The organism is Streptomyces sp. NPDC053048, assembly GCF_044547045.1.
Classification (GTDB): Bacteria; Actinomycetota; Actinomycetes; order Streptomycetales; family Streptomycetaceae; genus Streptomyces.
Map to the genome: position 1 here is coordinate 260,116 of NZ_JBITZS010000008.1, position 19,961 is coordinate 280,076.

The 19,961-nt window shown below is 73.4% G+C and carries 17 protein-coding genes; 7 read left to right on the forward strand and 10 right to left on the reverse strand.

Going from position 1 to position 19,961, the window contains the following annotated elements:
* Positions 1-13: 13 nt before the first annotated feature.
* From ACIG36_RS22860 to ACIG36_RS22875, 4 genes are all read right to left on the reverse strand, one after another.
* The gene (locus ACIG36_RS22860; protein WP_399930715.1) at positions 14-1,300 is read right to left on the reverse strand and encodes a haloacid dehalogenase-like hydrolase; all 1,287 of its coding nucleotides are present in this window, start codon (positions 1,298-1,300) and stop codon (positions 14-16) included.
* 89 nt (positions 1,301-1,389) lie between these two features.
* Positions 1,390-2,202: a 3-oxoacyl-ACP reductase gene (locus tag ACIG36_RS22865; RefSeq protein WP_399930717.1), complete on the reverse strand. Its 813-nt coding sequence runs from the start codon at positions 2,200-2,202 to the stop codon at positions 1,390-1,392.
* A complete protein-coding gene (locus ACIG36_RS22870; RefSeq protein WP_399930720.1) occupies positions 2,199-3,566 on the reverse strand; it encodes an aldehyde dehydrogenase family protein in 1,368 nt (455 codons plus the stop codon). Before ACIG36_RS22870 ends, ACIG36_RS22865 begins: the two co-directional genes overlap by 4 nt.
* 11 nt (positions 3,567-3,577) lie before the next feature.
* On the reverse strand, positions 3,578-4,945 hold the full coding sequence (locus ACIG36_RS22875; protein WP_399930723.1) for a glutamine synthetase family protein: 1,368 nt from the start codon (positions 4,943-4,945) through the stop codon (positions 3,578-3,580).
* A gap of 72 nt (positions 4,946-5,017) precedes the next feature.
* On the opposite strand from ACIG36_RS22875, the gene ACIG36_RS22880 reads away from it, so the two are divergent.
* The 3 genes from ACIG36_RS22880 (at position 5,018) to ACIG36_RS22890 (ending at position 8,066) form a co-directional block, all read left to right on the forward strand.
* The gene (locus ACIG36_RS22880; protein ID WP_399930726.1) at positions 5,018-5,740 is read left to right on the forward strand and encodes a FadR/GntR family transcriptional regulator; all 723 of its coding nucleotides are present in this window, start codon (positions 5,018-5,020) and stop codon (positions 5,738-5,740) included.
* Between the two features lie 121 nt (positions 5,741-5,861).
* On the forward strand, positions 5,862-7,322 hold the full coding sequence (gene eat / locus ACIG36_RS22885) for an ethanolamine permease (protein WP_399930729.1): 1,461 nt from the start codon (positions 5,862-5,864) through the stop codon (positions 7,320-7,322).
* A 36-nt stretch (positions 7,323-7,358) separates the two neighbouring features.
* Positions 7,359-8,066 (forward strand): gamma-glutamyl-gamma-aminobutyrate hydrolase family protein, encoded by a 708-nt coding sequence (locus ACIG36_RS22890; RefSeq protein WP_399930731.1) that lies wholly within the window; start codon positions 7,359-7,361, stop codon positions 8,064-8,066.
* Between the two features lie 21 nt (positions 8,067-8,087).
* Here the strand turns inward: ACIG36_RS22890 and ACIG36_RS22895 are convergent, their stop codons facing one another.
* Complete coding sequence (locus ACIG36_RS22895; protein ID WP_399930734.1) at positions 8,088-9,023, reverse strand: LysR family transcriptional regulator; 936 nt, start codon at positions 9,021-9,023, stop codon at positions 8,088-8,090.
* A 70-nt stretch (positions 9,024-9,093) separates the two neighbouring features.
* Here ACIG36_RS22895 and ACIG36_RS22900 point away from each other — a divergent pair, with 70 nt between their 5' ends.
* On the forward strand, positions 9,094-10,218 hold the full coding sequence (locus ACIG36_RS22900; RefSeq protein ID WP_399930737.1) for a TDT family transporter: 1,125 nt from the start codon (positions 9,094-9,096) through the stop codon (positions 10,216-10,218).
* Here ACIG36_RS22900 and ACIG36_RS22905 read toward each other — a convergent pair.
* The 3 genes from ACIG36_RS22905 to ACIG36_RS22915 are packed head-to-tail and all read right to left on the reverse strand — an operon-like array spanning position 10,142 to position 13,791.
* On the reverse strand, positions 10,142-10,897 hold the full coding sequence (locus ACIG36_RS22905; RefSeq protein WP_399930740.1) for a helical backbone metal receptor: 756 nt from the start codon (positions 10,895-10,897) through the stop codon (positions 10,142-10,144). The two genes, ACIG36_RS22900 and ACIG36_RS22905, sit on opposite strands and share 77 nt — an antisense overlap.
* A gap of 22 nt (positions 10,898-10,919) precedes the next feature.
* On the reverse strand, positions 10,920-12,728 hold the full coding sequence (locus ACIG36_RS22910) for an ABC transporter permease/substrate binding protein (RefSeq protein ID WP_399930743.1): 1,809 nt from the start codon (positions 12,726-12,728) through the stop codon (positions 10,920-10,922).
* Positions 12,721-13,791: a glycine betaine/L-proline ABC transporter ATP-binding protein gene (locus ACIG36_RS22915; protein ID WP_399930746.1), complete on the reverse strand. Its 1,071-nt coding sequence runs from the start codon at positions 13,789-13,791 to the stop codon at positions 12,721-12,723. Before ACIG36_RS22915 ends, ACIG36_RS22910 begins: the two co-directional genes overlap by 8 nt.
* Before the next feature lie 175 nt (positions 13,792-13,966).
* On the opposite strand from ACIG36_RS22915, the gene ACIG36_RS22920 reads away from it, so the two are divergent.
* From ACIG36_RS22920 to ACIG36_RS22930, 3 genes are read left to right on the forward strand one after another with little or no spacing between them, the layout of a single operon-like run.
* On the forward strand, positions 13,967-14,872 hold the full coding sequence (locus ACIG36_RS22920; RefSeq protein ID WP_399931220.1) for a 5'-3' exonuclease H3TH domain-containing protein: 906 nt from the start codon (positions 13,967-13,969) through the stop codon (positions 14,870-14,872).
* A gap of 55 nt (positions 14,873-14,927) precedes the next feature.
* Positions 14,928-15,785, forward strand: coding sequence for a siderophore-interacting protein (locus ACIG36_RS22925; protein WP_399930749.1), 858 nt, complete (start codon positions 14,928-14,930; stop codon positions 15,783-15,785).
* Between the two features lie 39 nt (positions 15,786-15,824).
* Positions 15,825-16,493: a hypothetical protein gene (locus ACIG36_RS22930; protein WP_399930752.1), complete on the forward strand. Its 669-nt coding sequence runs from the start codon at positions 15,825-15,827 to the stop codon at positions 16,491-16,493.
* A gap of 151 nt (positions 16,494-16,644) precedes the next feature.
* Here the strand turns inward: ACIG36_RS22930 and ACIG36_RS22935 are convergent, their stop codons facing one another.
* Positions 16,645-16,860, reverse strand: coding sequence for a hypothetical protein (locus tag ACIG36_RS22935; RefSeq protein ID WP_399930755.1), 216 nt, complete (start codon positions 16,858-16,860; stop codon positions 16,645-16,647).
* 170 nt (positions 16,861-17,030) lie between these two features.
* On the reverse strand, positions 17,031-19,856 hold the full coding sequence (locus tag ACIG36_RS22940; RefSeq protein WP_399930758.1) for a DEAD/DEAH box helicase: 2,826 nt from the start codon (positions 19,854-19,856) through the stop codon (positions 17,031-17,033).
* Between the last annotated feature and the right edge of the window lie 105 nt (positions 19,857-19,961).

Consider the following 19,961-nt stretch of genomic DNA (forward strand, 5'->3'; position numbering starts at 1 on the left):
AGGGACCGGCCTGTCAGAACGCCTTGTCCACCTGGTCCGGGATGACGCTTCCGTCGGCGCGGCGCACCGGCATCCTCGAGCCGTCCTCGGCCGTGGCGCCGGTGGTCGAGCAGGGGTACGTGCCGGACTTGCGCGGCATGGGCTCGATGAACATCGGGTTGACCACCCAGCGGCCGTCCGCGTTGTCGTAGCCGCGGCACATCAGCTCGGACTTGTTGCGGTTGATGGCCACGTGCGCGCCGGTGGCGTCATTGACGAAGGTGACGTCGGTGTCGGCGTCACCCGCGCCCAGGGCGATGCGGTGGGCGCGGTCCTGCAGCTTCCAGGCCTTGGCCCCCTTGATCTTGAAGATCTCCTGGTTGATCATGCAGCGCTTGCCGTCCATGTACGGCAGGGCGTCGCCGCGGCCGGTCTCGACGCCGCCGCAGCCCTTGATGGCCGTGGTCAGCCGGCCGTGCTCGGTGATGCTGCGGATGCCGATGGTGTGCTTGCGGTCCAGGCCGACGCCGCTGGACCAGGCTTCGGCGATGGGCTCGGCGGAGGCGGAGACGATGTAGACGTCGAAGCCGGCCGCCTTGAGCGTGCGGATGAGGTCCTTCTGCTGGTCGTAGTAGCGGATGTACCCGGCGATCGTGTGCGTGCCGACGGTCTGCTTCGCGCCGATGGGCGCGGCGAGCTGCTCGGCGCGGGCCTGGCGGGCGAAGGAGGTCAGGGCGGCGGGGGTGTGGCCGGCGAACAGCTGCGGGATCCAGCCGTAGGCGGGCACCGTGCGCCGGTGGTTCCAGTCGCCGGCGAAGGCGGCGTCGCCCGCCATGGTCTGCGACTTCTCGCGGATCTCGAAGATCTCGTCGGCGCAGGCGGTGTTCTTCGAGGTGGGCAGCGGCCGGCCGACGGGCACGGCGGTGCCGCAGGCCTTGGTCAGGGCCTTGTCGGCGGCGGTGGTGAGCCAGGCGCTGGTGGCCTTCCAGCTCTTGGGCCGCAGGATCTTGTCGTGCTTGAGGGCCCAGGCGAGCGTGGCGTCGGTGATGTCGTTCTTGACGACGGTGTTGTCCCAGTCGAACGCGGCGACCGGGCGCGGGCCGCGGTTGCCGGAGCAGGTGCCGCGCTCGTCGATCATCTTCTGCAGCTTGGCGCGGTTGTCGCCGGCCCAGGCGAGCTTCTTGTCGAGCTGGGGGCAGTTCTGGCGGGGCGCGCGGTCGTGGGCGGGGGCCGCGGTGGCGGGGGCCGCGGTGGCGGGGACCGAGGCGGCGAGGGCCGCGGCGGCAGCGAGGCCGACGACGATGGCGGACTTGGTGCGCATGTGCTCTCTTTGGTGCGAGTGGGTGCAGGGCTCACGCCGGGACCGGGCCCGGTGCGTGACGGCCCGGTCCCGGCGTTTGATCATGGACCTTACAGCGGGGTGACGTAGGCGCCCGCGATGCCACCGTCCACGAGGAACTCGGCGGCGTTGACGAAGGAGGAGTCGTCGCTGGCGAGGAAGGCGACGGCGGCCGCGATCTCCTCGGGCTCGGCGAACCGGCCCACCGGCACGTGCACCAGGCGGCGGGCGGCGCGCTCGGGGTCCTTGGCGAAGAGCTCCTTGAGCAGCGGGGTGTTCACCGGCCCCGGGCACAGCGCGTTGACCCGGATGCCCTCGCGGGCGAACTGCACGCCCAGCTCGCGGGACATGGCGAGCACGCCGCCCTTGGAGGCGGTGTAGCTGATCTGGGAGGTGGCGGCGCCCATCACGGCGACGAAGGAGGCGGTGTTGATGATGGAGCCGCGGCCCTGCTCCCGCATGTACGGCAGCGCCGCCTTGCAGCACAGGTAGACGGAGGTGAGGTTGACCTCCTGGACGCGCTTCCAGGCGTCGAGCCCGGTGGTGAGGATGGAGTCGTCGTCGGGCGGGGAGATGCCGGCGTTGTTGAAGGCGATGTCGACCGAGCCGTAGGTGTCGTGGGCGGTCCTGAAGAGCGCCTCGACCTCCTCGGGGCTGGTGACGTCGACCTTGACGAAGAGCCCGCCGGTCTCGGCCGCGGCGGCCTTGCCCGCGGTCTCGTCGATGTCGGCGCAGACGACGTTCGCGCCCTCGGAGGCGAGCCTGCGGGCGGTGGCCAGGCCGATGCCGCTGCCGGCTCCGGTGACGACGGCGGTGCGGCCGACGAGCCGGCGGCAGACCGGGGTTTCCCCTGTCGCGGGCGCGGGGCGGGTCTGGTCGGTCACGGGGTCTCCTCCAGGGGGTCGATGGCGACGAAGACGTTCTTGGTCTCGGTGAAGGCGGACAGCGCTCCGGGGCCCAGCTCGCGGCCGATGCCCGACTGCTTGAAGCCGCCGAAGGGCGTCCAGTAGCGGACGCTGCTGTGGGAGTTGACGGAGAGGTTGCCGGCCGCGACGGCCCGCGAGACGCGCAGGGCGCGCGAGAGGTCCCGGGTCCAGATGGAGCCGGACAGGCCGTAGGGGGTGGCGTCGGCGATCCGTACCGCCTCGGCCTCGTCGTCGAAGGGGATGACGACGGCGACGGGGCCGAAGATCTCCTCCGTGGCCGTCCGGTCGCCGGGGGCACCCTCGAGGACGGTCGCGGGGTACCAGAACCCCTTGCCCCGCGGGGCCTCGCCGCGGATCGCGGCGGGCGCCGTCTCGGGGACGTAGGACCGTACGCGCTCGCGCTGCGCGGCGGAGATCAGCGGGCCCATCTGTGTCGCCGGGTCGGCGGGGTCGCCGACCACGTACGACGTCACGGCCGGTTCCAGCAGTTCCATGAACCGGTCGTAGACGGTGCGCTGGACCAGGATGCGGCTGCGGGCGCAGCAGTCCTGGCCGGTGTTGTCGAGGAACGCGCCGGGTGCCGCGGCGGCGGCGCGTTCGATGTCGGCGTCGGCGAAGACGATGTTGGGGCTCTTGCCGCCGAGTTCGAGGGTGACGCGCTTGAGGGTCGTGGCGCACTTGGCCATGATCTGTTTGCCGACGGCGGTGGAGCCGGTGAAGACGACCTTGGCGACGCCGGGGTGCTCGACGAGCGCGTCCCCGGCGACCGGGCCGGCGCCGGGCAGGACCTGGAAGAGGCCTTCGGGCAGTCCGGCCTCCAGGGCGAGGGCGGCCAGGCGCAGGGCGGTCAGCGGGGTGGTCTCGGCGGGCTTGAGGAGGACGGCGTTGCCGGCGGCCAGCGCGGGGGCCAGGCCCCAGGCGGCGATCGGCAGGGGGAAGTTCCACGGGGCGATGACGGCGACGACGCCGAGCGGTTCGTGGAAGGTGATGTCGAGGCCGCCGGCGACGGGGATCTGGGCGCCGCTCAGCCGTTCCACTCCCCCGGCCGCGTATTCCAGCAGGTCGCGGGCGTTGCCCGCCTCCCAGCGGGCGTTGCCGATGGGGTGGCCGGCCTCGCGGACCTCCAGCTCGGCCAGCTCCTCCAGGTGCGCGTCGACCGCGTCGGCGAAGCGGCGCAGCTGGCGGGCGCGGTCGCCGGGTGCCAGCGCGGCCCAGGCCGTCTGCGCCCGCGCGGCGCGGGCGACGGCGGCGTCGACGTCCTGGCGGGTGGAGTCGGGGACGGTGGCGATGATCTCTTCGGTGGCGGGGTTGACGATGTCCAACGCGGTGGTCCTCACATCCGCTCGAAGGAGCGGTAGCGCTCCCAATCCGTGACGGCGGTGTCGTACGCCTCCTGCTCGACACGCGCCATGTGCAGGTAGTGCTCGACGACCTCGTCTCCGAAGGCCGCCCGCGCTATGGGGCTGCTTTCCCACAGCGCGGCCGCCTCGCGCAAGGTGGCGGGGACGTGGGCGGCGTCGCCGGTGTAGGCGTTGCCGGTGCAGGCCTCGGGGAGCTCGAGCTGGTGCTCGACGCCGTACAGCCCGGCGGCGACCATGCCGGCGACGGCGAGGTAGGGGTTGACGTCCCCGCCGGGGAGGCGGTTCTCGAAGCGGTGGGAGTGGCCGTGGCCGACGACGCGCAGGGCGCAGGTGCGGTTGTCGGGGCCCCAGGCGACGGCGGTGGGGGCGAAGGAGCCGGGGCGGAAGCGCTTGTAGGAGTTGATGTTCGGCGCGTACAGGAGGGTGAAGTCGCGCAGGGCGGCGAGCTGTCCGGCGAGGAAGTGCCGCATGGTCGTCGACATGCCGTACGGGCCGTCGTCGTCGGCGAGGACGGGGCGCCCGGCCTCGTCGCGCAGCGAGAGGTGGATGTGGCAGGAGTTGCCCTCGCGCTCGTTGTACTTGGCCATGAAGGTGAGCGCCATGCCCTCCTGGGCGGCGATCTCCTTGGCACCGGTCTTGTAGACGGCGTGCTGGTCGCAGGTGGTCAGCGCCTCGTCGTAGCGGAAGGCGATCTCGTGCTGGCCGAGGTTGCACTCGCCCTTGGCGGACTCGACGGTCATCCCGGCGGCGCCCATCTCGTTGCGGATGCGGCGCAGCAGGGGTTCGACGCGGCCGGTGCCGAGGACGGAGTAGTCGCTGTTGTACTGGTTGGCGGGCGTCATGTCGCGGTAGCCGCGGTTCCATGCCGCTTCGTAGGTGTCCTTGAAGACGATGAACTCCAGCTCGGTGCCCGCGTAGGCGCTCCAGCCGTGTTCGGCGAGCCGGTCGAGCTGGCGGCGCAGGATCTGGCGCGGGGAGGCGACGACGGGTGAGCCGTCGTGCCAGGCCAGGTCGGCGGTCATCAGGGCGGTGCCGGGGTTCCAGGGGGTGCGGCGCAGGGTGGTGAGGTCGCCGCGCATGGCGAAGTCGCCGTAGCCGCGTTCCCAGGACGACATGGCGTATCCGTCGACGGTGTTGAGGTCGACGTCCACGGCGAGAAGGTAGTTGCAGCCCTCGGTGCCGTGGTCGAGGACGTCGTCGAGGAAGAACCGGGCGGCGAACCGCTTTCCCTGGAGCCGTCCTTGCATGTCCGTGAAGGCGAGGACGACTGTGTCGATCTCCCCGGTGTCCACGAGCCGGCGCAGCTCGTCGACCGTGAGCGGGGGCATGCGGTCTGCCACGGTGGGCCTCCTGTCGGTGCGACCGGAGGTCTTAAGGTAGGGCCGTAGACCATTGATTGGGAAGGGGGCGGGATGAACGACCGTGTGACGGACCGGCTGTCGCCGGTGCTGCGACCGGTCCGGGCGGGCAACGGTTTCGAGGAGGCGCTGCAGCAGATCCTGCAGATCGTGCGGCTGGGACTGGTGGCCCAGGGGGAACGGCTACCGGCGGAGCGCGAGTTGGCCGAGCGGTTGCACATCAGCCGGGTGACGCTGCGCGAGGTGCTCAAGGTGCTGCAGGACCAGGGGCTGGTGGAGAGCCGGCGCGGCCGCTACGGCGGCACGTTCGTCCTGGCCAGGGCGCAGTCGCCGGGCGAGGAGGAGCTGCGGCGCCGGATAGCGGCCGTGGACGTCGAGGACACCCTGCGCTTCCGCGAGGTGCTGGAGGTGGGCGCGGCGGGGCTGTGCGCCGCGCACGGGCTGACCGGCGAGCGGGAGCGGCGGCTGCGCGAGGCGCTGGCGGCCACGCACGACGCGCCGCTGGCCGGCTACCGCCGCTTGGACACCCTGCTCCACCTCACCCTGGCCGAGCTGTCCGGATCGCCCACACTGGCCGCCCAGTACGCCGCCGTCCGCGCGACCGTCAACGACCTGCTGGACTGCATCCCGCTGCTGGTGCGCAACCTCGAGCACTCCCAGCGGCAGCACACCGCCCTGGTGGAGGCGGTGCTGGACCGGGACGCGGACGGGGCGCGCGAGGTGATGCGCGAGCACTGCTGCGGCACGGCGGCACTGCTGCGCGGCTTCCTGGCGTGAGACGGCGGGGCGCGGGGAAGTAACCCGGGTTTAACGCAGAGGGGTTGCCTTTCGACCGGCGGCAGGGCAAAGGTATGGCGCAAAACCTTTGCCCCCCGGCATTTCCAGGCAGGAGCGGCTCATGGCCGATCGCACGGACTCCCCCAGCGCCCCGCCCGCCGCCCCACCCGGCGGCTCCCCCGGCTATCTCGAGAAGCGCACCCTGCGCCGGGGCAGCGCGGGGCCCCTCCTGCTCACCGGCCTGGGCGTGGCCTACGTGGTCTCCGGCGACTTCTCCGGCTGGAACTTCGGCCTCGCCCAGGGCGGTTTCGGCGGACTCGCCGTCGCCGCCGCCCTGATGGGCCTGATGTACACCTGTATGGTCTTCGCCCTCGCCGAACTCGCCGCCATCCTCCCCACGGCGGGCGGCGGTTACGGCTTCGCGCGCCGCGCGCTGGGCCCCTGGGGCGGCTTCCTGACGGGCACGGCCATCCTCATCGAGTACGTGCTGGCACCGGCGGCGATCTCGATCTTCATCGGCGACTACGTCGAGTCGCTGCACCTGTTCGGGCTCACCTCCTCCTGGCCGGTGTACCTGGCCTGCTTCGCCGTCTTCATCGGCATCCACCTGTGGGGCGTCGGCGAGGCGCTGCGGTTCAGCTTCGTGGTGACGGGGGTGGCGGTGGCCGCCCTGATCGTCTTCGCCGCGGGCGCCCTCACCGACTTCGACTCCGCCCGGCTGAACGACATCCCCGCCGACCCCGACGCCTTCGGCGCCTCCTCCTGGCTGCCGTTCGGACTGCTGGGCATCTGGGCGGCGTTCCCGTTCGGCATGTGGTTCTTCCTCGGGGTCGAGGGCGTGCCGCTGGCCGCCGAGGAGACCCGCGACCCGGCGCGCACGCTCCCGAAGGCGATGGCCACCTCGATGGGCATCCTGCTGCTCCTGGCCCTGCTCACCTTCCTGGCCGCCACCGGTGCGGGCGGCGCCGACGCCATGAAGGACGCCGGCAATCCACTGGTCGCCGCGCTGCAGGGCGACGGCCCGCCCACCCCGCTGAGCCGCGTCGTCAACTACGCCGGGCTCGCGGGCCTGGTGGCCTCCTTCTTCTCCCTCATCTACGCCGGCTCCCGCCAGCTCTTCGCCCTCTCCCGAGCCGGCTACCTCCCCCGCTTCCTCTCCCTCACCAGCCGCCGCAAGGCCCCCTGGCTCGGCCTGCTGGTGCCGGGCACCCTCGGCTTCGCGCTGGCCGCCGCCAGCGGCGACGGGGCACGGATGCTCAACGTCGCGGTGTTCGGCGCCACCATCTCCTACGCGCTGATGTCGCTCTCCCACATCGTGCTGCGCCGCCGCGAGCCGGGCCTGGCCCGCCCCTACCGCACCCCGGGCGGGGCCGTGACCTCGACGGTGGCGTTCTTGCTGGCCTGCTCGGCGCTGGTGGCCACCTTCCTGGTGGACGTGACGGCCGCGTTCATCGCGCTGGGCGTGTACGCGGTAGCCGCCGGGTACTTCGCCTTCTACAGCCGGCACCGCCTGGTGGCGAGCGCGCCGGAGGAGGAGTTCGCGGCACTGGCTGCAGCGGAAGCGGAACTGGCACGCGACTGAACCCGCGTAGGAACGACCCATGAAAGGACACCGCACGTGAACGCTGGCCCCCGGCCCCTGATCGGCGTCACCACCTACTCCACCCCGGCGCGCTGGGGCGTGGCGTGGCACCTGCACGCCGCGCTGCTGCCGACCGCCTACCCCCGGTACGTCCAACGGGCGGGCGGGCTGGCCGTGATGCTGCCGCCGGACGACGCGGCGGCGGCCGCCGCGGTGGTCGCGCGGCTGGACGGCCTGGTCCTCGCGGGCGGCGAGGACCTCGACCCCGCCCTCTACGGCGAACGCCCGCACCCGCGCGCCGGCGCCCCCGTGCCCGAGCGCGACCGCTGGGAGCTGGCCCTGCTCGGCGCCGCGCTGGAATCGGGCGTCCCGGTGCTCGGCATCTGCCGCGGCATGCAGCTGATGAACGTCCACGCGGGCGGCACGCTCGTCCAGCACCTGCCGGACGAGGTGGGCCACGAGGACCACAACCCCGTACCGGGCACCTTCACCGACCACCTGGTCAAGCCCGTGCCGGACACCCTGACCGGCCGGCTGCTGCCGGACGCCCTGGACGTCGCCACCCACCACCACCAGGCGGTGGGCCGCCTGGGCGAGGGCCTGATCCCCACCGCCCACGCGCAGGACGGCACGGTCGAGGCCCTGGAGTACCCGGAGAGGCCCTTCGCCCTGGGGGTGCAGTGGCACCCCGAGGCCCGGGACGACCTGCGGCTGGTGGAGGGGCTGGTGGCGGCCGCGGGGTGAGCCGCCCTTCCGGCGCGGCGCCTACCCCGCCGTCAGCCCCAGGAGTTCCCGCGCGGGCCCCGTCGGCCGGTGGCCCGCCGGCCAGACCGCGCGCAGGGCGCGGCGCAACGGCAGGCCGGCCACCGGGATCTCCACCAGGCGGCGTGCCGCCAGTTCCTCGCCGATGGCCAGCTCGCTGAGCACCGAGGGCCCGGCGCCGCTGACGACCGCGGCCTTGGCCGCCGTCGTCGAGGCCAGCTCCAGCAGCGGCGCCGCCGGGCCGCCGCGTTCCGTCAGCGCCGCGTCCAGCACCTGCCGCGTCCCCGAGCCGCGTTCGCGCAGGATCAGCGGCGTCGCCGCCAGCTCCGCCGGGTCCAGCGGCGCGCGGCGCCGGGCCCAGGGATGGCCCGGGGCGGTGACCACGACGAGCCGGTCGTGGCCGATCACGGTGCCGTCCAGGCCGGGCGGCACCTGAAGGCCCTCGACGAAGCCCAGGTCGGCCTCCCCGGCGAGCAGCCGTGCCGCCACGGCGGCCGAGTTCCCGGCGAACAGCGAGACGGCCGTGCCCGGCCGCTCCGCGCGCAGCGCGATCAGCCAGCCGGGCAGCAGGTACTCGGCGATGGTCATGCTCGCCGCGACGCGCAGCCGCGAGTCGCGGCGGCCCCGCAGCGCCTGCGCGCCCGCGTCGAACGCCTCCGCCGCCTCCACGATGCGGCGTGCCCAGTCCGTGACGAGGACGCCCGCGTCCGTCAGCCGCGAACCGCGCGGTGAGCGCTCGACGAGCGCGAGGCCGAGCTGCCGTTCCATGGAGCGCACCCGGCCGCTCGCGGCGGGCTGGGTGATGCCCATCTCGCGCGCCGCCCGGCCCAGACTGCCCAGCCGGGCCACCGCCAGCAGCAGCTCCAGCGCCCCCAGATCGGGCACCCGGTGGGTCAGCGGCACCCGGCCCTCCGCAGCCCCTCGGTCCTCCTCGCTCATAACTCCAGCTTATGTCCTCATAGCCGCAACGTCCCTGGTGGGAGCGGTCCGCGCGGGCGAGGGTGGAACCATGAGCACGAACGGCACCGCCTCCCCCCTCCGCCAACTGGGCCCCAACTGGTACGCCACCGTCATGGGCACCGCCATCGTCGCCTCCGCCGGGTCCGCCCTGCCGGTGACCGTGCCGGGGCTGCGGGGGGCGTACGAGGTGGTGTGGGCGCTGGCCGCGCTGCTGCTGCTCACGCTGCTCGCCGCGCGCGCCGCGCACTGGGCGCGCCACCCCGACCAGGCCCGGCGGCACCTGGGCGACCCGGCGGTCGCCCCCTTCTACGGCTGTCTGGCGATGGCCGTACTCGCCGTCGGCGGCGCCACCCTCTCCGTCGGCTCCGCGGTGATCGGCGAACGCGCCGCCGTGGCCGCCGACGCCGTGCTGTGGGTCGCCGGCACCGGCATCGGCCTCACCGCGGCGGCGGCCATTCCGTACCTGATGGTGACCCGGCACCGGATAGCCCCGGGCGACGCCTCGCCCGTCTGGCTGCTGCCCGTGGTGGCACCGATGGTCTCCGCCGCCCTGGGCCCCGCCCTGGTGGCGCACCTGCCGGCCGGGCAGTGGCGGGAGGCGATGCTGCTGGGCTGCTACGCGCTGTTCGGCGTGAGCCTGCTGGCGACGCTGGTGATCCTGCCGGTGGTCTTCGCCCGCCTGGTCCACCACGGCCCGCTGCCGCTCGCGCTGACCCCGACCCTGTTCCTCGTCCTCGGGCCGCTGGGCCAGTCCACGACGGCCGTGGGCAACCTCGCCGACGCCGCGCCGGGGGCCGTCGGCGCTCCCCACGCCGGGGCGATGGCCGCCTTCGCGGTGCTCTACGGCGTGCCGGTCATCGGCTTCGCCCTGCTGTGGCTGGTCCTGGCGACGGCCATGGTGGTCCGCGCCTTCCGGGGCGGCATGGGCTTCGCGATGACCTGGTGGGCCTTCACCTTCCCCGTCGGCACCTGCGTCACCGGCGCCGCCGGACTGGCCCGCCACACCGGGCTGGAGGCGTTCACCTGGCTCGCGACGGGGCTGTACGTCCTGCTGGTGGCCGCCTGGGCCGTCGCGGCGGCCCGTACCGCGGCCGGTCTCATCGGGGGCCGGCTGCTCGCAGCGCCGCGCCCAGCACCGTCGGTGCCCGCACCAGCGATGGCCCGTACCACGTGAGGTGACGCCCGCTGACCAGCGCGGACGGCAGGCCGGGGAAGGACTCCGGCCCGTCGTCCGCGCCGAAGCGGTACGGCTCGTCGGGCAGCACGACCAGGTCCGCCCCGCAGGAGTTGAGCTCCTCGAGCGGGATGCGCGGGTAGCGTTCGGGGTGCCCGGCGTGGACGTTGGCCACGCCGAGCCGGGCGAGGACGTCGCCGGCGAAGGTGTCGCGGCCCAGCACCATCCAGGGCCGGCGCCACACGGGCACCACGGCCCGCAGCGCCGGGCCGCTCGCGCGCACGTCGCGCCAGGCGTCGCGCGCGTCGTCGAGCCAGCCCGGCCGGGCCAGGCCGCAGCCGCGCACCAGGACCCGCTCGAGCTCGGCGAACGCCTGCTCCAGGGTGCGGACTTCGGTGACCAGCACCTCCAGCCCGGCCGCCCGCAGCGCGCCGAGGTCGGGGGCCCGGTTCTCCTCCTCGTTGGCGATGACGAGGTCGGGGGCGAGGGCCACGATCCGGGCCACGTCGGGGTTCTTGGTGCCCCGGACCCGGACGACGTCGAGGTCCGCCGGGTGCTCGCACCAGTCGGTGGCCCCGACCAGCAGCCCGGGGGCCGCGGCGGCCACGGCCTCGGTGAGCGAGGGGACCAGGGAGACGACGCGGCGTACGGTGGGGCGGCTCCTGCCGGGCGCGGTCATCGCTCCACCGTACGCCTGTTCGTCAGCTGCCGGCAGGCGCCATCCTGTCGGCGAAGCCCGGGTGGGCGTCGAGCCAGCGGCGGGCGGACTCCTTCTCCTTGCCCTTGCCGCCCTTCTGGATCTCGGCCTCGAGGGAGGAGAGTTCCTTCTCCGACATCGTGAAGTCCTTCACCCACTGGGTGATGCGCGGGAAGTCCTTCGCGAAGTCCTTCTTGCCGACCGCGTGGATCTCCTCGCCCTTGCCCCAGGCGCCCTTGGGGTCCTTGAGCTTCTTCAGGTCGTGGGTGCCGTAGGCCCAGTGCGGCGACCAGAGGGTCGTGACGACGGGCTCCTTCTTCTTGATGGCCCTCTCGAGGTCGGCGAGCATCGTGGAGGTGGAGGAGGAGACGACCTTGTACTCGCCCTCCAGTCCGTACTCCTTGAGCACCTTGTCGTTGAGCTTGGCCATCATCCCGGCGCTGGCCTCGATGCCGACGATCTTCCCGCCGAACTGCGCGCCCTTGCCCTTGAGGTCGGCGAGCGAGTCGACGCCCTTGACGTAGGACGGCACGGTCAGCTCCAGCGAGGTGGGGCCGTACCAGGAGCCGAGGTCGGTGAGCTTGTCGCCGTAGCGGTCCATGTACTGCTGGTGCGTGGTGGGCAGCCAGGAGTCGAACTGCAGGTCCATCTGGCCCTGCGCGAGCGCGGTGTACAGCGGGCCCGGGTCGAGCTGCTTGACGTCCGGCTTGTAGCCGCGGTCCTCCAGGACGTTCTGCCACAGGTAGGTGGTGGCGACGGCCTCGTCCCAGGGGAAGTAGCCGAGCTTGACCCGCTGGCCCTGGCCGACGTTCTTGCCCGCGGCCACGCTCTCGCGCCCGCTGTCGCCGCCCACCAGGTGCATGCCGCCCGCGACGAGCGCGAGGACGACGACGCCGACGGTGGCGACGGCCGTGCCGGGCCGGTAGCGCAGGAATGCCGGAGCGGCGCCGCGCGCGGCGGCGGCCTTGGCGGAGGTGCGGCGGCCGAGCGGGGAGACCCGGGTGCCGAGGGCGCCGGTCATCCGGTCCAGGTACATGGCCAGGACGACGACCGCGAGGCCGGACTCGACGCCGCCGCCGATGTCGACCTGGGTGACGGCCGCGTACACGGCCTCGCCCAGGCCGCCGGCACCGGCCATGCCGGCGATGACGACCATGGACAGCGCCAGCATGATCACCTGGTTGACGCCCGCCATGATGGTCGGCAGGGCCAGCGGCAGCTGGACGCGGGTGAGGGTGTCGCGCGGGGTGGTGCCGAAGGCGCGTGCGGCCTCGACGAGTTCGCCGTCGACCTGGCGGATGCCGAGTTCGGTCATGCGGACGCCGGGCGGCATCGAGAAGACGATGGTGGCGATCAGGCCGGGGACGGGCCCGATGGAGAAGAACATCACGCCCGGGATGAGGTAGACGAAGGCGGGCATCGTCTGCATGACGTCCAGGACGGGCCGCAGCGCACCGCTCACCCGGCGGTCGCGGGCCGCCCACACGCCCAGCGGCACGGCCAGCAGCAGCGTGACGACGCTGGCGACCAGGACGAGCGAGAGCGTCGACGTCGCCTCGTCCCACAGGCCGAAGGAGTCGATCAGGGCCAGTCCGGCGAAGGTCAGGACGGCGGCGGTCAGGCCGCGCAGCCACCAGGCGACGACGGCGAGGATGCCGGCCATGAGCAGCGCGTGCGGGGCGCCGAGTACGGCGTTCACGCCGTCGTACAGGCCGGTCAGGACGGTGCTGACGGCGTCGAAGAGCCAGGAGAGGTGGGACTGCAGCCAGTTCACCGCGCTCGCGGCCCAGCCGCCGAGGTCGATCCTAGGCACGGGCGGTCACCTCCTCCTCGTTCGCCGCCGCTCCGGGCGCGGCCCCGGCGGGCTGTTCGGCGAGCGCGGCCAGCAGCTTCTCGCGGGTGACGACGCCGGTACGGGCGCCGTGCTCGTCGGTGACGGCGAGGGGGGCGGCGCTGCGGGCGAAGGGCGCGAAGAGGTCGGCGACGGGGGTGCCGGCGGCGACCGTCACGGCGTCCGCGGGCAGCTCGCCGGCCGGCTCGTCCATGATCGAACCGGCGGTGAGCACGCGGGAGCGGTCGACGTCCTGGATGAAGGAGGCGACGTAGTCGTTGGCGGGGCGGACGAGGATGTCCTCGGCGGTGCCGTTCTGGACGATCCGGCCGTCGCGCATGACCGCGATGCGGTCGCCCAGGCGCATGGCCTCGTTGAGGTCGTGGGTGATGAAGACGATGGTCTTCTTCAGCCGCTTCTGCAGGTCCAGCAGCTGGTCCTGCATGTCGCGGCGGATCAGCGGGTCCAGCGCGCTGAAGGACTCGTCCATCAGCAGCAGGTCGGCGTCGGTGGCCAGCGCGCGGGCGAGGCCGACGCGCTGCTGCATGCCGCCGGAGAGCTCGTCGGGCCAGGAGGCCTCCCAGCCGCCCAGTCCGGCCAGCTCCAGGGCCTGCGCCGCGCGCTCCTCGCGCTCGGCGCGGGGCACGCCGCGCACCTCGAGCCCGTAGGCGGCGTTCTCCAGCACGCTGCGGTGCGGGAAGAGGGCGAAGTGCTGGAAGACCATGCTGATGTTGCGCGAGCGCACCTCGCGCAGCTCGCGCGGGGACAGGGCGGTCAGGTCCCGCCCGTCGTAGCGGACGCTGCCGGCGGTCGGCTCGAGCAGGCCGTTGAGCATCCGCAGCAGGGTGGACTTGCCGGAGCCGGAGAGTCCCATCACCACGAAGATCTGGCCGGCCTCGACCTCGAACGACGCGTCGATCACCGCCGCGGTGGTGCCGTCGGCGCGCAGCTCGTCGCGGCTCGCGCCGTCCTCGAGCCGGCGGACGGCGGTTTCGGGTCGTCTGCCGAACACCTTGTACAGGTGCTCGGCCTTCAGCCTGGACACATAAACCTCTCGGGTCGGACTCACTGTCGGGCCCCGCCCTCCCCCAGGGGCGGGGCCACTCCGGCGTCGCGCCTGCCCCAGGTCATTCGGGGCAAACCGAACAGTGATCCAGTTCACATGTCGGTGGGGCCGTGTCAGTGGGGTGCGGCATGATCGATCCGTGACCCGACGCCTGATGCTCCTCGACACCGCCTCCCTGTACTTCCGCGCCTATTTCGGGGTGCCGGAATCGGTGAAGGCCCCCGACGGCACGCCCGTGAACGCGGTGCGCGGCCTGCTGGACTTCATCGCCCGCCTGGTCCAGGACCACCGCCCCGACGACCTGGTGGCCTGCATGGACTTCGACTGGCGCCCCCAGTGGCGGGTGGAGCTGATCCCCTCCTACAAGGCGCACCGGGTGGCGGAGGAAGTGGCGTCCGGTCCCGACGAGGAGGAGGTGCCGGACACGCTCTCGCCGCAGGTGCCGGTCATCGAGGCCGTGCTGGACGCGATCGGCATCGCGCGCGTGGGGGCCGTCGGGTACGAGGCCGACGACGTGATCGGCACGCTGGCCGGCCGGGCGGCGGGCCCGGTCGACATCGTCACCGGCGACCGGGACCTGTACCAGCTGGTCGACGACGGGCGCGGGGTGCGGGTGCTGTACCCGGTCAAGGGCGTGGGCACCCTGCAGGCCGTGGACGAGGCGGTGCTGCACGAGAAGTACGGGGTGGACGGGCCCGGCTACGCCGACCTGGCGCTGCTGCGCGGCGACCCCAGCGACGGGCTGCCGGGGGTACCCGGCATCGGCGAGAAGACGGCGGCGAAACTGCTGGCCTCCTTCGGCGACCTGGCCGGCATCCTGGCGGCGGTCGACGACCCGGCGGCGAAGGTCAGCCCGGCGCAGCGCAGGCGGCTGGACGAGGCCCGCCCGTACCTGGCGGTGGCGCCGAAGGTGGTGCGGGTCGCCTCCGACGTGCCCCTGGCGCCGTTCGACGCGGCGCTGCCGGCTGCGCCGCGCGATCCGGCGGGGCTGGAGGAGCTGGCGGCTCGCTGGGGGCTGGGCGGCTCGCTGCAGCGGCTGCTCTCCGTCCTCGAACGCTAGATGTTAGGTTAGGCAGTCCTAACTTTTCGCGATCAGGGGATCAGGGGAGAACGCCATGGCAGACCGTCCCGTCCGCAGGAAGCCGCAGCTGACCCAGGCGCACGTGCTGCGCACCGAGCGGCTGACGCCGCACATGGTGCGGGTGGTCCTGGGCGGCGAGGCGCTCGCGGAATTCGGCGCCGGCGAGTACAGCGACCACTACGTCAAGCTGCTCTTCCCGGTGCCGGGCGTGACGTACCCCGAGCCCTTCGACATGGAGGTCATCCGCCGCGACCTGCCCCGCGACCAGTGGCCGCGCACGCGCACGTACACGGTGCGCTCCTTCGACCGCGCGGCGCGCGAGCTGGTGATCGACTTCGTCTTCCACGGCGACGAGGGCCTCGCGGGCCCCTGGGCCGCGCACGCCCGGCCCGGCGATGCGATCCGCATGCTGGGCCCCGGCGGCGCCTACGTCCCGGACCCGGCCGCCGGCTGGCACCTGCTGGTGGGCGACGAGAGCGCGCTGCCCGCGATCGCGGCCTCGTTGGAGCGGATGCCCGAGGGCGCGGTCGTGCGCGCCTTTGTCGAGGTCGCCGACGAGAGCGAGGAGCAGAAGCTGGAGCTTCCCGACGGCGTCGAGGTGACGTGGCTGCACCGCGGCACCGCGCCGGTGGGCCGGGCCCTGGTCGAGGCCGTGCGCGCGCTCGACTTCCCGGCCGGTGACGTCCAGGCCTTCGTGCACGGCGAGGCCGGGTTCGTCAAGGAGCTGCGCCGCCATCTGCGCCTGGAGCGCGAGGTGCCGCGCGAGCGGCTGTCGATCTCCGGCTACTGGCGTCGTGGGCACGACGAGGACGGGTGGCAGGCGTCCAAGCGGGAGTGGAACGAGCAGGTGGAGGCCGAGCAGGAGGGCGGGCCGGCGGCGTCCGCCGCCTGAGCCGTCTTCTGACGGGCCGCCAGGGATAGGGTCGGCCGTATGAACCCTGCCCGCCCAGCCCTGGCTGCCCTCGCCGCGGCTGCCCTCGTCCTGACGGCCGCCGCCGACGCCACAGCCGACCCCTCCCTCTCCGACTCCGAGAGCTCCATATCCAGCGCCGACCCGGCCCAGCGCGGCCGCGAGGTCGTCTTCACAGTGACCACCGGCCGGACCACGCTCGACGACCACGACGGCTATCTGACGGTGGAGTCACCGGCGTTCGCGAAGAAGCTCACCCTCAAAGCGAAACGATTCCGCGAGGGCAAGGACGGCGAGCTCTACACCAAGGTCGCGGGCATGGTCCTGTGCGACCTCGAGCCGGGCACCTATCCCGTCGACCTCAAGGACGGCGGCGAGGACGAACCGGCCGACTCCGTCGAGCTGACCGTCGTGGCCCAAATGGACCCGGCCAACCGCGACTTCTGCGACAGCCACACCAGTTACGAGGACGCCGTCGACCGCACCAGCGAGACCGCGCCCGACGAGGACGTCGACGAGGACGAGGAGGACGAGGGCGTCGGCCTCGGTGAACTCGCCGCCGTCATCGTCGGCACGGCGGCCCTCTCGGCGGTACTCGCGGCAACGGCGACGTACCTGCTGACGCGGAGGCGGCGGAGCCGCGACGAGGGCGGGAAGAAGGCGGCCGGGCCGGAGGACGAGGCACGGTAGTCCGCCCGGGACGGGGGGGGGGGGGGGGGGGGGGGGGGGGGGGGGGGGGGGGGGGGGTGGGGGGGGGGGGGGGGCCCCCCGCCCCCGCCCCCCCCCCCCCCCCCCCCGCCCCCCCCCCCCCCCCCCCCCCCCACTGCCGTAGCGAGCCTGCCTAGGGGGCCAGGCAGCTGACCCCGGGGGCTCCCGCGGGGTCCAGCAGGCCGGCGGGGTCCAGCAAGGCCGCGGGGTCGACGAGTTCCGTGACTGCGGCCGGGCCCTGGGTGAGGCAGGTGACGGTGGCTGCCGGGTCCGGCGCGGCCACGGACGGTGCGGCGAGCACGCCCAGGAAGGCGGCGGCCCCGACGCAAACGGTGACGATACGACGCATGAATTCACCCTTCATCGCGTGTGGTTGACGCGTACGGCAAGCTGCCCACGCGCCAACCCGCCATGCCGCGCATCACCCGAACGGGGACGGCGAATCGATCCGGCACTCCGGCGTCCGCGACGCCTCCCGACGACGCGGAGCCCGGTGACGGTGCGCCGTCCCCGAAACCGTCACCCCACCGACGAGTACGCCACCACGCCGCGCAGCAGCCCGTCGACCGCCTTGCGCGCGTTGCGCGCGACCGGGCTGCCGGCCGGGGCCGCCGCCGCGATCTGGCCGAGGACGTCGATGAGCTGCTTGGACCAGCGCACGAAGTCGCCCGCCGGCATGTCGATCTCCCGCAGCACCTCGTCCAGGCCGTGGCCGGAGGCCCACCGGTAGGCGGGCCAGGCGAAGCCGAGGTCCGGCTCGCGCTGGCCGACGCCTTCCGCCTGGTTGATCTTGTGCTGCTCCTCCAGGGCGTCCAGGCGGCCCCAGATGCGGACCATCTCGCCGAGCGCGTCCTGGGCCGCGCCGGCGGGCAGCTTCGGCGGTGCCGCGTCGTCGGCCGCGCGTGCCTCGTAGACCAGCGCGGACGCGCACGCGGCCAGCTCGGCGGGCTTGAGCCCGTCCCAGACGCCGTCGCGCAGGCACTCCGAGGCCAGCAGGTCCAGCTCGCCGTAGAGCCGGGCCAGCCTGCGGCCGTTCTCCGTGACCTCGTCGCCGCGCAGGTAACCGAGGTCGGTCAGCAGCGCGCAGATACGGTCGAAGGTGCGCGCGATGGTGTTCGTACGGCCCTCGATGCGGCGCTCCAGCTGCCGGGTGTCGCGCTGCAGCCGGTGGTAGCGCTCGGCCCACCGGGCGTGGTCCTCGCGCTCGGCGCAGCCGTGGCAGGGGTGCGAGCGGATCGCGGCGCGCAGCCGGGAGATCTCGGTGTCGTCGGCGGCCGCGGCGCGGGACCTGCGGTGCCGCTCGGGCTCCATGTGCCCGGCCTTGGTGCGCAGCGCGGAGGCGAGGTCGCGGCGCGACTGCGGGCTGCGGGGGTTGAAGGACTTGGGGATCCGCATCCGCTCCAGCGGCTCCACGGGCACCGGGAAGTCAATCGCGGCGAGCCGCTTGACCTGCCGCTCGGCGGTCAGCACCAGCGGGCGCGGGCCCTCGTGGTGGTCGAAGCCGCGGTGGCGGTCGGTGCGGGCGGGCGCCACGCCCGGGTCGAGCACCAGGGCCAGGCCCGCGAACTTGCCCGTGGGGACGTGGATGACGTCGCCGGGCCGGAGCCGCTCCAGGGCGGCGGCCGCGGCGGCCCGCCGCTGGACCGCGCCCTGCTTGGCCAGCTCGGTCTCGCGGTCCTTCAGCTCGCGGCGCAGCCGGGCGTACTCGTCGAAGTCGCCGAGGTGGCAGGTGATGGCCTCGCGGTAGCCGGCCAGGCCTTCCTCGTTCTTCTGCACCTGGCGCGAGATGCCGACGACGGACTTGTCCGCCTGGAACTGGGCGAAGGAGGTCTCCAGCAGCTCCCGCGAGCGGTGCCGCCCGAACTGGGAGACCAGGTTGACCGCCATGTTGTACGAGGGCTTGAAGCTGGAGCGCAGCGGGTAGGTGCGGGTGCCGGCCAGGCCGGCGAGCGCGGCGGGGTCCATGCCGCGCTGCCACAGCACCACGGCGTGGCCCTCGACGTCGATGCCGCGCCGCCCGGCGCGGCCGGTGAGCTGGGTGTACTCGCCGGGGGTGATGTCGGCGTGCTGCTCGCCGTTCCACTTCACCAGCTTCTCCAGCACCACGGACCGGGCGGGCATGTTGATGCCCAGCGCCAGGGTCTCGGTGGCGAAGACGGCCTTGACCAGGCCCTTGACGAAGAGCTCCTCGACGACCTCCTTGAAGGTCGGCAGCATGCCCGCGTGGTGGGCGGCGATGCCGCGCTCCAGGCCCTCCAGCCACTCGAAGTAGCCCAGGACGTGCAGGTCCTCGTCGGGGATGGGGGCGCAGCGCTCCTCGACGATCTCGCGCACCCTGGCGCGCGCCGCGTCGTCGTTGAGCCGCAGGCCGGCGTAGAGGCACTGCTGGACGGCGGCCTCGCAGCCGGCGCGGCTGAAGATGAAGGTGATGGCGGGCAGCAGGCCCTCGGCGTCGAGGCGCTCGATGACCTCGGGGCGGCCGGGGGTCCATATCCGGCTGCGCTGGCGGCGCTCGCGCTCGCGGTCGGCCTCGCGCACCATCTTGCCGCGGCGGCGCTCGCGCGGGTTGTAGGTGCGGCTGTTCTCCATTCGGGCCATGCGCAGCAGGTCGGGGTTGACCTCGCGGCGGGCGGCGCCGCGGCCGCCGTGGTCGGTCTCCTCCTCGAACAGGTCGTACATCCGCCGGCCGGCCAGCACGTGCTGCCACAGGGGGACGGGCCGCTCCTCGGCGACGATCACCTCGGTGTCGCCGCGCACGGTGTCCAGCCAGTCGCCGAATTCCTCGGCGTTGGAGACGGTGGCCGACAGGGAGACCAGGGTCACCGACTCCGGGAGGTGGATGATGACCTCCTCCCAGACGGCGCCGCGGAAGCGGTCGGAGAGGTAGTGGACCTCGTCCATGACCACGTGGCCGAGGCCGATGAGGGCCTGCGAGCCGGCGTAGAGCATGTTGCGCAGCACCTCGGTGGTCATCACGAGCACCGGGGCGTCGGCGTTGACGCTGTTGTCGCCGGTCAGCAGGCCGACCTTGGCGGCGCCGTAGCGGCGGACGAGATCGCTGTACTTCTGGTTCGACAGCGCCTTGATGGGCGTGGTGTAGAAACATTTGCGGCCCTGGCTGAGGGCCAGGTGGACGGCGAATTCGCCCACGATGGTCTTTCCGGAGCCGGTCGGCGCCGCGACCAGCACCCCCTTGCCGGCTTCCAGGGCCTTGCAGGCCTCTATCTGGAAGGGGTCGAGCTCGAAGTCGTACATCTCGCGGAAGGGGGCGAGCGCGGTGGCCTGCTCCGCGGCGCGCTGCCGTGCCAGGGCATAGCGCTCAGCAGGGGACATGTCCTCGGTCATCTTGTCTACGAGCCTACCGGGCACCTCCGGCAGCCACCCGATCTTTATCGAGCTCCCGGGAGCCGCAGGGCGGCGGGGGCCGCATACGACGGCGGGGCGGCCGCC

Coding starts and splice junctions, on each gene's coding strand:
- ACIG36_RS22860 (WP_399930715.1), bottom strand. CDS start 1,300: ATGCGCACCAAGTCCGCCATCGTCGTCGGCCTCGCTGCCGCCGCGGCC.
- ACIG36_RS22880 (WP_399930726.1), top strand. CDS start 5,018: ATGAACGACCGTGTGACGGACCGGCTGTCGCCGGTGCTGCGACCGGTC.
- eat (WP_399930729.1), top strand. CDS start 5,862: ATGGCCGATCGCACGGACTCCCCCAGCGCCCCGCCCGCCGCCCCACCC.
- ACIG36_RS22895 (WP_399930734.1), bottom strand. CDS start 9,023: ATGAGCGAGGAGGACCGAGGGGCTGCGGAGGGCCGGGTGCCGCTGACC.
- ACIG36_RS22900 (WP_399930737.1), top strand. CDS start 9,094: ATGAGCACGAACGGCACCGCCTCCCCCCTCCGCCAACTGGGCCCCAAC.
- ACIG36_RS22905 (WP_399930740.1), bottom strand. CDS start 10,897: ATGACCGCGCCCGGCAGGAGCCGCCCCACCGTACGCCGCGTCGTCTCC.
- ACIG36_RS22920 (WP_399931220.1), top strand. CDS start 13,967: ATGCTCCTCGACACCGCCTCCCTGTACTTCCGCGCCTATTTCGGGGTG.
- ACIG36_RS22925 (WP_399930749.1), top strand. CDS start 14,928: ATGGCAGACCGTCCCGTCCGCAGGAAGCCGCAGCTGACCCAGGCGCAC.
- ACIG36_RS22930 (WP_399930752.1), top strand. CDS start 15,825: ATGAACCCTGCCCGCCCAGCCCTGGCTGCCCTCGCCGCGGCTGCCCTC.
- ACIG36_RS22935 (WP_399930755.1), bottom strand. CDS start 16,860: ATGCGTCGTATCGTCACCGTTTGCGTCGGGGCCGCCGCCTTCCTGGGC.
- ACIG36_RS22940 (WP_399930758.1), bottom strand. CDS start 19,856: ATGACCGAGGACATGTCCCCTGCTGAGCGCTATGCCCTGGCACGGCAG.